The sequence below is a fragment of the Flavobacterium sp. ov086 genome, from assembly GCF_900187965.1.
Taxonomy (GTDB): Bacteria; Bacteroidota; Bacteroidia; order Flavobacteriales; family Flavobacteriaceae; genus Flavobacterium.
Genome location: NZ_FZNL01000027.1, coordinates 61,907 through 72,404, shown reverse-complemented (window position 1 = coordinate 72,404; position 10,498 = coordinate 61,907). Strand labels below are relative to the sequence as shown.

Annotated in this window: 13 protein-coding genes and 1 tRNA gene; 5 read left to right on the top strand and 9 right to left on the bottom strand. The window is 28.9% G+C overall.

What is annotated here, in order from left to right:
• Together CHB81_RS22985 and CHB81_RS22980 are read right to left on the bottom strand one after the other, a co-directional pair.
• Nucleotides 1-269, bottom strand: a 269-nt coding sequence (locus CHB81_RS22985) for a transposase (RefSeq protein ID WP_141130448.1), incomplete at its 3' end; no start/stop codon positions are given.
• 59 nt (nt 270-328) lie between these two features.
• Nucleotides 329-1,306 carry a hypothetical protein gene (locus tag CHB81_RS22980; protein WP_089354176.1) on the bottom strand — a complete coding sequence of 326 codons (978 nt, stop codon included), beginning with the start codon at nt 1,304-1,306 and terminating at the stop codon, nt 329-331.
• Nucleotides 1,307-1,448: 142 nt separating this feature from the next.
• Between CHB81_RS22980 and CHB81_RS22975 the strand changes: the two genes are divergently transcribed.
• Nucleotides 1,449-2,429: an SPFH domain-containing protein gene (locus CHB81_RS22975; RefSeq protein WP_089354175.1), complete on the top strand. Its 981-nt coding sequence runs from the start codon at nt 1,449-1,451 to the stop codon at nt 2,427-2,429.
• A gap of 23 nt (nt 2,430-2,452) precedes the next feature.
• Here the strand turns inward: CHB81_RS22975 and CHB81_RS22970 are convergent, their stop codons facing one another.
• From CHB81_RS22970 to CHB81_RS22950, 5 genes are all read right to left on the bottom strand, one after another.
• Nucleotides 2,453-2,707 carry a DUF6327 family protein gene (locus CHB81_RS22970; RefSeq protein ID WP_089354174.1) on the bottom strand — a complete coding sequence of 85 codons (255 nt, stop codon included), beginning with the start codon at nt 2,705-2,707 and terminating at the stop codon, nt 2,453-2,455.
• A gap of 2 nt (nt 2,708-2,709) precedes the next feature.
• Nucleotides 2,710-3,060 (bottom strand): competence protein, encoded by a 351-nt coding sequence (locus CHB81_RS22965; protein WP_089354173.1) that lies wholly within the window; start codon nt 3,058-3,060, stop codon nt 2,710-2,712.
• A gap of 127 nt (nt 3,061-3,187) precedes the next feature.
• The gene (locus CHB81_RS22960) at nt 3,188-3,514 is read right to left on the bottom strand and encodes a YtxH domain-containing protein (protein WP_089354172.1); all 327 of its coding nucleotides are present in this window, start codon (nt 3,512-3,514) and stop codon (nt 3,188-3,190) included.
• A 91-nt stretch (nt 3,515-3,605) separates the two neighbouring features.
• Nucleotides 3,606-4,085 (bottom strand): hypothetical protein, encoded by a 480-nt coding sequence (locus tag CHB81_RS22955; protein WP_089354171.1) that lies wholly within the window; start codon nt 4,083-4,085, stop codon nt 3,606-3,608.
• 1,254 nt (nt 4,086-5,339) lie between these two features.
• Nucleotides 5,340-7,457, bottom strand: coding sequence for a glutamine--tRNA ligase/YqeY domain fusion protein (locus CHB81_RS22950; RefSeq protein ID WP_089354170.1), 2,118 nt, complete (start codon nt 7,455-7,457; stop codon nt 5,340-5,342).
• A gap of 110 nt (nt 7,458-7,567) precedes the next feature.
• Here CHB81_RS22950 and CHB81_RS22945 point away from each other — a divergent pair, with 110 nt between their 5' ends.
• The 4 genes from CHB81_RS22945 (at nt 7,568) to CHB81_RS26980 (ending at nt 8,610) form a co-directional block, all read left to right on the top strand.
• On the top strand, nt 7,568-7,786 hold the full coding sequence (locus tag CHB81_RS22945; protein WP_089354169.1) for a hypothetical protein: 219 nt from the start codon (nt 7,568-7,570) through the stop codon (nt 7,784-7,786).
• Entirely contained in the window at nt 7,787-8,083 is a 297-nt protein-coding gene (locus CHB81_RS22940; protein ID WP_089354168.1) for a hypothetical protein, read from the top strand. It abuts the gene before it with no gap.
• Between the two features lie 2 nt (nt 8,084-8,085).
• A complete protein-coding gene (gene folB, locus CHB81_RS22935; protein ID WP_089354167.1) occupies nt 8,086-8,445 on the top strand; it encodes a dihydroneopterin aldolase in 360 nt (119 codons plus the stop codon).
• A gap of 94 nt (nt 8,446-8,539) precedes the next feature.
• A tRNA-Cys gene (locus CHB81_RS26980) sits at nt 8,540-8,610 on the top strand.
• 524 nt (nt 8,611-9,134) lie between these two features.
• Here CHB81_RS26980 and CHB81_RS22930 read toward each other — a convergent pair.
• Both CHB81_RS22930 and CHB81_RS22925 read right to left on the bottom strand, forming a co-directional pair.
• Entirely contained in the window at nt 9,135-9,812 is a 678-nt protein-coding gene (locus CHB81_RS22930; protein ID WP_089354166.1) for a LysE family translocator, read from the bottom strand.
• Nucleotides 9,813-9,826: 14 nt separating this feature from the next.
• Nucleotides 9,827-10,495, bottom strand: a complete 669-nt coding sequence (locus tag CHB81_RS22925; protein WP_089354165.1) for a head GIN domain-containing protein — start codon at nt 10,493-10,495, stop codon at nt 9,827-9,829.
• Nucleotides 10,496-10,498: the final 3 nt, after the last annotated feature.

Here is a 10,498-nt window from a genome sequence, read left to right as displayed (position 1 = left end):
TTAAAAACAAAACAGGCTTCAATCAAAGATAAAGACTTCTTCTGAATTTTTTTTAATACTTTAAGTTTAAAATCAATGCTGTAATATTGATTCATTTTAGGCAAAAGACCTTCGTTACCATAATGCTTATAAAGGTTAATCCACTTTCTGAGATTACTCTCAGTAAAATTATTCTCTTTTGCAACTGAGCGAATTGAATAATTATTTTTTAGAACTTCCTGAACACAACGAAGTTTAAACTCATAATTATATTTTACTTTTCTTTCCATAAAAATGCCCCCAAATAGTGTCTAACTTTTTGGGGGCAGTTCAATTGGGAGCTTTTTTATTATATGATTTTTAAATCTGCCATGACTTTAAATTCACCTTCTGTTAATTGGTTTGACATATTTGCTCCCCAATTCATAGCTCCTGGCATATACAACCATAGAATTTCGTTCGTTTCACAATCTACTATAATTTTAAAATATACTATTGTAGACATCGAAATGAATGGTGCATTCGACTTAACAATTCCGTAAGGAGCTGTATACACAACAGCAGTATTTTTAGATTTGTTAACTAGCGCATCATTTAATTCAGATTCTGGTACAAACTTTAAATCTCCACCATAATTTTTTATTGCAGCTTCTTTTGTTCTACCCTTCGCTAACATGTTATCCTCTACTAATAATGTTTTCCCTTTTAATCTTGAAACATTTTCTTTAGCCATTTTTTCAGCATACTTGTCAAAATTCAAAACTTTATTATTGGCAATGATCCAATCTACATTAGCTTGTAAAATTGATAAAGCATATTTATAATCTGCTTCAGACAAAGACTTATCATTATTTAAATTTCGTGATGGTAAATAAATCTTCGAATCTGTTTTGATAATATTACTTTCAATTCTTGTGAATGCTATTGCAGGAACATTTTGATTTGTTTTTACTCCCCAATAACCTTTATCATTTAGTTGAACTAATCTTAAAACGGCATACGATTTATTCTTAGCTTTTTGTAAAGCTTTAATTTCAGTACTTGTTTTAAACTCCATTTGATTAGTGAATGTCCAATATTTTTGAGCATAAACTTTAAAATCTCTATTAAAGTCAACTATAAACTTTTTGTAATCAGCTAACTCATCAGCCTTCTTTGGTTTATCTAGTTTCTTTAAAACATCTTCATCTTCTTCAATAACTTCAACAAGTAAAGGACGTGTTTTCAATTGTTTTAATTCATCAGGATCAGCATAAAAACTAACATTGATCTGAGCTTTTGAAACGAAAGATGTTAATAGTAAAAAGAAAAATACAATTTTTTTCATAGATTTTGTTTTGATTAAATTTTGACTCAAAAGTAGAATAATATTTAACAAAAAAAATCCTCTAAAGAAAATATATAGTTCATCAAACTAATTATATTATTTGTAATTTTAAAAAATTAATAAAATCTAAATTAATATCATCATGGGTACAGCATTTATTATTCTAATAGTCTTCGGATTATTTATTTTAATGTCTTCGTTTTTTACAGTCAAACAACAATCGTCTGTAATTATAGAAAGATTCGGTAAGTTTTTGAGTGTTAGAAATTCAGGTTTACAATTAAAAATTCCGTTGGTTGACAGATTGGCTGGACGTGTAAATCTTAAAATTCAACAGTTAGATGTTATCATTGAAACCAAAACTAAAGACAATGTTTTTATCAAAATGAAAGTTTCGGTTCAGTTTAAAGTAATTCAGGAAAAAGTGTACGATGCTTTTTATAAACTGGAATATCCACACGATCAGATTACGGCTTATGTGTTTGATGTCGTTCGTGCCGAAGTCCCTAAACTAAAATTGGATGATGTTTTTGAAAGAAAAGATGATATCGCAATTGCAGTAAAAAGAGAATTGAACGAAGCAATGACAACTTACGGATATGATATTATCAATACTTTGGTTACTGATATTGATCCGGATATTCAGGTAAAAAATGCCATGAACAGAATTAACGCTGCTGACAGAGAAAAAACTGCAGCCGAATTTGAAGCTGAAAGTTCAAGAATTAGAATCGTTGCAAAAGCAAAAGCTGAGGCTGAAAGTAAACGTTTACAAGGTCAAGGTATTGCAGATCAACGTCGTGAAATTGCAAGAGGTCTTGTAGAAAGTGTTGAAGTTTTGAACAATGTTGGTATTAATTCTCAAGAAGCTTCTGCCCTAATTGTAGTTACTCAACATTATGATACGCTTCAAGCTATTGGTGCCGATGCAAACTCTAACTTAATTTTGTTACCAAATTCACCTCAAGCCGGTAGTGATATGTTGAATAATATGGTTGCATCATTTACAGCATCAAATCAAGTTGGTGAAATGATGAAGAAAAACAACAAGAAAATTGTCAAACCAAAACCTATTGAACCGCAATCTGGTTATGAAGATGACATTCAACCCGAAGTAAAATAATTATAGAAAATAAAAAAAGAGGCTTATTTGCCTCTTTTTTTATTGATAAACCAATTGATTATGTAAGGTAAAATCGATTGCAAAATTTTTGGATATGATTTTGAAAAGTATTCTTTGTAAGAAGAAAAAACACCACTTACTATACTATGCGGTGTAATAGATTCTTTAATTCTCTGAAAACTTAAGACCAATTTTTGATAATTAATCTCTTTTTCTAATTTGAGAATTTCTAAATCTCTTTCGATTTCTGCGTATGATGAGTATTTTTTTGTTTCCATGATTAGTCGTTAAAAAAGATTTCAGAAAATTTCTCCAATATTGGTCCTTCTACAACTTTATCTTTCATGAAGAAAAGTAAAATTGTAAAAACCAAGTAGATCCCTCCTACTGTTAAAAACCCAAGTGCCGTACTTCCAAATAAAGATCCAAAAGCATAAGCTGCAGCAAAAGATCCAAAAATCATAACCATACTAAAGCATAATAAGATCAAGGTAAACTTAAAAATTAAAGTAGTCGATTTCATTGCAACCTTAAAAACCCAAAGTTTATAATATGCTAAATGACTATCCAAATAAATCTTAGCCTGATCCTGAATATTTTCGGTATTTTCTTTTAATTCTTCAAAAGCCATAATTGTAATTTTAATTAAAAAAGAAGCACAAAACTCTTGATTAAACAATTGCAATACTGATTACTTTAAAAATAAAATAACCTTAACAATCATTAAAATCACATTGAGCTTTGTGCTTCCTGGAATATTATTTTTGAAGTTTAGCGTTTTGTGCTTTTAAATCAGCCAATTTAGATTCTAAAAAACTGATTACCTCCTCTGTTTTATAACTCATGTTTGAAAGTAATTCACCATAAGTTCCATCTAAATTTTCTTTTGCGTGTGTAAACTTTTCACGTAACACTTCAGAACTTGCCGAAAGTGAATCCTTCAAATTGTGAGTTGCATCATCTAAACCTTCTTTAAGTTTAGCACGAGTTTTAGATCCTTTGTCAGGAGCAAATAAAATTCCGATCGCTGCACCAGCGGCTGCAGCACCCAAAATTGCTGCTACAGTATTTAAGTTCTTTGACATAATATTTAAATTTAAATGATTAATAAAGGTACTCTTTTTTTAAATTACAAATTACCGGCTTAAGGTTATTTAATTAAAATTAACACTAAATTTAATACACATAAGCTACAGCTTCATATTTTCCATCTGCTTTTTCGATAATACTAACAAACGGATATCCACTTGAAGCCAATTGTGTTTTGATTCTCAAAGCAGTACTTTTTTGATTTGCAATTGGCGGTTCCCCTTTTGTCTTTGTCGAGACTCCTGAAAAATTAGCAACTTGTTTTAAACCTATTGTCTTTTCCTGAGGCAAAACTGTTACCAATTTGTAATCTGATTTTGAATCTACTATTACTTTATCAGATATTTTTTTTGTTTGATTCGTTTGTTTATTTGTTAATTGTGAAACAGCATATTTGCTAATTTTATGTTCTTCGGCACTTCCGTTGAAAGAATAATAAACCAAATCATTTTCCAATTTAATAAAATTAACATCAAGTTGTTCACCATTGTGTTTTGTAATTTGGTGTGTTTGAGAAATTGCAATATTTGCAAATAAAATCGATAGCGTAAAAATGATACTTTTCATAAATAAATAAATTTAAAATTGTTAAATTGTTTATAGCCAAAAGATGAAAGTCAAAATTTGAAACTATCAGCAAAAAAATAATTCTATGAAATTTACTATTATGAAATTATCCTGAAAAAATACTTTTACGCTGAAGCATTATCAAAATCAAATCACAATAAAAATTAGAACATAAAATAATTGATAAGAATTCGTGCTTAGAATTGAAACCAAAATCAAAAACTATTCATTTTTTAAACTTTAGCAAAACTCAATTTCGATTCTCAACTTTCATTTCAAATTATTGAAAAAACATTTTCAAATTTGACAGTTGGATAAAAATAGCAACTTTATAAACAATTGTATGTTAATAACCAGTTAAACTGAGAAAAATAACGTCTAAAACTTAAATAAAGACTTAAAATCAACGATTATTCAAAAGATGAGTTAAGAGATAGAAGAAATAAAATTTTAGCTTAAAATTAATTTATGAAGGTTATTTTTAATCTAAAAAATTTATAAAAATTAACCATAAAATAGATTTTATAAATAATAAATTAAATCGTTTAAAATATAAAAACGATAATTAAAACTGATATTAAATACCAGCTTAATTATTTTAACTAAAATTTCAATTTTTGACTTAGATTTTTATACAATTTAGAAAACGAATGAAATTCTCAACTTTATAAACAATCCGTTGTTAATAAACTCAAAATCATCCTAAAATAAGACCTAAAATTAAAATAAAGCCTTATTTTAAACTATTATTTAAAAGATGAATTAAGATATAGAAGAAATGAAATTTTAGCTTAAAATTAATTTATGAAGGTTAATTTTAATCTAAAAAATCTATAAAAATTAATTTTAAAATAGATTTTATAAATCATAATTAAAATATCTAAATAAAATAATATCAATCATTAAAATTGATAATAAATATTAGTTTACTTTTTTTACAAGCAAAATTTCAATTTTAAAGTTGGATTCCAATAGAATTTAGAAAACGGATGAAATTCTCAACTTTATAAACAATTCGTTGTTAATAAACTCAAAAGCAGTCCTAAATAAGACCTAAAATTAAAATAAAGCCTTATTTTTAACTATTATTTAAAAGATGAGTTAAGAGATGAAAGAAATGAATTATTAGCTTAAAATTAAATTATGAAGGCCACTTTTAATCTAAAAAATTTATAAATTTTATATTTTCAATAGAAATTATAAATAATAAAAAAAGCGCTTATAAAAAGCGCTTTCCAATAGATTTTAATAATATTATTTCTTTGCTAAGTCGGCAAGAATTTCAATTTCTCTTTCCGAAGCATTTTTTGGTGGATTTGAATTTAATTTCAAAATTTCTTCTTCAAATTGATTTCTGAAACTTTCATTTTCCAAATCTCTCAAATTCAAAAGTGCTTTTGATCGAACATAAGTCGATTCACTTCTAAGAGACATTGTATATAATTTTTTAATATCGTCTTCTTCAAAATCAGCAGACTTCAAAATTGAATATTTCAAAATAAATTGAGCAAACAACAACGAACCTTTATTATTGTTAATATTCTTCTTTAGTGAATTTTGTAATAAAGAAAAACTTGAAACATTTTTGATGCTCTCCCCTATTGCACTTTCAATTGCAATACGTTCTGCTTTTGTTTCAACTTTAAAATATTTGTTGATGTCTTTTAAAGAATTATTGATACTGTTTTCTTCTTTTTTACCTTTTTCTTCCCAGGCATCTTTTAGTCCAACAGTTTTGTTAAACACTAATTTTGAAGCAGTTGAATCTTTATCAACAGTAAAATAACCTAAACGTTGAAACTGAAATTTATCTTCGTTTTGAGCTGTTGATAAACTTGGTTCTACAAATCCTTTGATAACTTCTAATGAATTTGGATTCACAAAATCTAAGAAATTTTTCTCTTTATAACTGTCCGGAGCTTCGTCTGTAAACAAACGATCGTACATACGAACTTCTGCTTCAACAGCATGTTGAATAGAAACCCAATGTAATGTTCCAGACACTTTTCTTTGACTTGCTTCTGTCCCACTTCCACTCAAAGAATCTGTATCATAAGTGACATGAATCTCTGAAATATTCCCTTCTGAATCTTTTATAACACTTTCACCTTTAATGATATAAGCATTTTTAAGACGCACTTCTTTTCCTAATGTCAAACGGAAAAATTTAGCTGGAGCTTCTTCAAGAAAGTCTTCTCTTTCTATGTATAATTCTCTTGAAAATGGTACTTTTCTAAAACCAGCATTCTCATCTTCCTGATTATTTTCTGCTTCTAACCACTCCTCTTTTCCTTCTGGATAATTTGTAATTACCAATTTTACGGGATCTAAAACAGCCATTACACGAGGTACAATTTTGTTTAAATCTTCACGAATACAAAATTCTAAAACCGATACATTTATTAAATTATCACGTTTTGCAATACCAATTGTGTTAGCAAAATTACGCAATGAAGCAGCTGTATAACCACGTCTTCTTAATCCTGAAATTGTTGACATTCTAGGATCATCCCAACCGTTAACATGCTTTTCCTTAACTAGTTGTTGTAATTTTCTTTTACTAACAACAGTATGAGAAAGGTTACGTCTTGCAAATTCTCTTTGCTTTGGACGCAATTTATTTTCGTCTAAAATCTGATCTAAAAACCAATCATATAATTCACGGTGAGGCAAAAATTCAAGTGTACAAAATGAGTGTGAAATCTCTTCTAAATAATCACTTTGTCCATGTGCCCAATCGTACATTGGATAGATTTTCCAATCATCTCCCGTTCTATGATGATGTCTGTGCAAAATCCTGTACATGATAGGATCACGCATTAACATATTAGTCGATTTCATATCAATTTTTGCACGAAGAATGTGAGTACCAGCCTCAAATTCACCGCTTTTCATTCTTTCGAATAAATCTAAATTTTCTTCTACAGAACGATTTCTATACGGACTATCTGTTCCAACAGTAGATGGAGTTCCTTTTTGAATTGCCATATCTTCAGAAGATTGACTATCTACATACGCTTTATCTTTTTTAATTAATAAAACCGCCCAATCATACAATTGTTGAAAATAATCTGAAGCATAACGTTCTTCTGCCCAGGTATACCCTAGCCATTCAACATCTTTTTTAATGGCGTCAACAAATTCCTGTTCTTCTTTTTCAGGATTTGTATCATCGAAACGTAAATTCACAGGAGATTGATAATCAATTCCTAAACCAAAATTTAATGCAATAGAACTTGCATGACCAATGTGTAAATAACCATTAGGTTCTGGTGGAAAACGAAAATGAAGTTTATTTTGTGAAAGACCTGACTTAAGATCTTCTTCTATGATTTGTTCAATAAAATTGAGTGATTTCTCTTCTGATGCCATTATTTTATAGTAATTTTAGCAAAGATAAAAAAATAGATGATAGGTAGCGATTTAAGGTCAATAGACTTTGAATTAAAATTATCCCTATTTTTGTATAAATATTAAGGATTATGAGACAATTAACTGTTACAATTCCAGATGATTTTTACGAAACTTTTGTTAGTTTTTTCAAGCATATTCCAGATGTTTCGATTGATGAAAACACAGCGAATGAAATTCCGCTATGGCAACAGGAAATGGTTTTAGAACGTATGAAAAATGCTAAGCCGGAAGATTATATTAGCTGGGAAGAATCTAAAAAAAGACTCAACGCTAAATGGAATAAATAGATGTATGAAATAGTTATTCTATTACGAGCTGATTTAGAAGTCGATGAAACCGCTGAGTATTACGAATCTTTATCTAATGGATTGGGAAAGAAATTCTTTAATGAATATCAGGATCATGTAGAAACTTTAAAAACATTTCCTTTTTTTGAAGAGAAATACAATATCGTTCGTACTTTACCTTTGAAGAAATTCCCTTATATCATTCATTTTACAGTTGATGAAAATAAAAAAATTGTTTCTATACAAGCTGTAACATCTAATTATCAAAATCCAAACATTACAAGAATAAAATTATAAAAATGGGAGTTATAAAACTAAAAAACATTCGCACTTTTTCCTACCACGGATGTTTAATTGAAGAAGGAAAAATTGGATCTGATTACACAGTAGATCTAAAAATTAAAGCTAATTTACAGAAATCAGCTCAAACTGATCACTTATTAGACACTGTTGATTATGTACATTTAAACAAAATTGTTGAAGAAGAAATGGCAATTCGATCGCATTTATTAGAACATGTTGCTAAAAGAATCAATATTCGTGTCTTGGCAGAGATCGAAACTGTAGAAAAAACGACAGTTTGGGTTTCTAAAATAAATCCTCCTATAGGTGGTGATGTTGAAACAGTTACTATAAAAATGACAGAAACCAGAAAGTAAATCTTTCAAATAAAAAGGTAATTTTTTAAAATAGTTACTTTTAAAGTTTTGAAATTTAAAGATTTTAGTTACTTTTGCCATCCGTTCAAGTAATGGCGTCGTGGCCGAGCGGCTAGGCTGGGCTCTGCAAAAGCTCCTACTCCGGTTCGAATCCGGACGATGCCTCTAAAACCTTCAAAGCAATTTGAAGGTTTTTTTTTATGTTTAATTTTTAGAAAAAATTAGATAAAGATTTACGTTCGAATCCGGATGATTCTTCAAAACCTTCAAAGCAATTTGAAGGTTTTTTTATGTTTAATTTTTAGAAAAAATTAGATAAAGATTTACGTTCGAATCCGGATGATTCTTCAAAACCTTCAAAGCAATTTGAAGTTTTTTTTTTATGTTTAATTTTTAGAAAAAATTAGATAAAGATTTACGTTCGAATCCGGACGATGCTTCTAAAACCTTCAAATTACTTTGAAGGTTTTTTTATGTTTAATTTTTATCTCATCTACAAGCAATTTTTACAATCTTGTCATTTCGACGCAAGGAGAAATCACACTTGTAACTCTACAAAGATTGGCGATTTTCTTTACGGAATTACAAGTGTGATTTCTCCTTGCGTCGAAATGACAAACTTTGCTTTTAAGCATAAAAAAACCTCTCAAATTGAGAGGTTTTAATTTATATCTTGAGTTTGTTAACAACTACTTTTCTATCTTCTCAAAAGCGTTCTTAACCATCTCTTTTTCTTTTGGAAACCAACCCTGAATCATTAATACAACTCCGAAAACCATTAAAACAACACTGATTCCTTTTTTGATTTTTAGAATATTGTTTGGTGTCATTTTAGACTTTAACTGTTTGGCTAATAATATTTTAATACAATCTACAATTAAATAAGTAATAATAACTGCAGTAAAAAAAGTAAACATTCTTGAATTTTGCATCTCTAATTTGGGACCAACAGAAATGATAACTGCCAACCAAAAACCAAGAACTCCAATGTTAATAACGTTGAGTAAAAAACCTTTTACAAACAAACTTCCATAGTTTCTTTTGATAATATCGCGATCAATTTCTTCGTCGTCAATTTTTTCTTCATTTTTTAATCTTACAAAAGAAATAATACCATAAGCCAGCATAATAATTCCGCCAAAAATAAAGAGTGCCGGTTTATCTTTTAAACTCTGAATAAGTCTGTAACTTCCTAAGTAGGCAATTGCTATAAAAAAAATATCACCTAATACTACTCCAAGATCAAAAACTATTGCAGCTCTGAATCCTTTTGTAATACTGGTTTCAAGTAGTATAAAAAATACTGGACCTACCATAAAACTTAAAAAAAGTCCCCATGGCAGTCCAGCCAAAATATCATTTATCATTCAAATACAATTTGTTATTTTACTTCTTCGATTTTACCTCCAAAGACTGTTTTTTGATTAATTTGTTTCGGTTTTCCATAAATGTAAATAGAGCCTCCTGCGCTTACTTTTGCATCGACAAGGGTAGAAGCATTCACATCTGCTTTTCCTCCCGCAGAAACGCTTACAGTAGTTTGAGATGTGATTAATTTACTAGCTAATAAATATCCGCCAGCTCCTAAACTTGCATCCTGATTTGCTGCTTTACCGTACAAAGTTATAGAACCGCCTGAAACTGAACTAACTTTTAGTTTATCAACATCTAAATTAGCATCAATTGTTCCGCCTTCCTGAGCACTTACTTTAAATGAAGTCGCTTTTATAGCTTCTTTACTAGTAACATTTGCACCTTCGTTAACATCAATAAGTTCTAAATGTTTATAATACACCGTAATATCAAGATCATTTCCTGATAATAATTTTGGAAAAGGCATTCTTAATTTTAATAAACCTTTCTTGTTAACAACTTCAACTTCAGATTCACGAGCACCTTTAATTACAATCTTATTCTCTGACGACTGAACTAATTTTACACTTAACTTATCAAATACTTTAACCGAATCAAAATCGCCTAAGTTTTTGGTAATCTGACCAAAAGACATTTGAACAAATAAAATTGCAGCTCCTATAATCAACTTTTTCATACT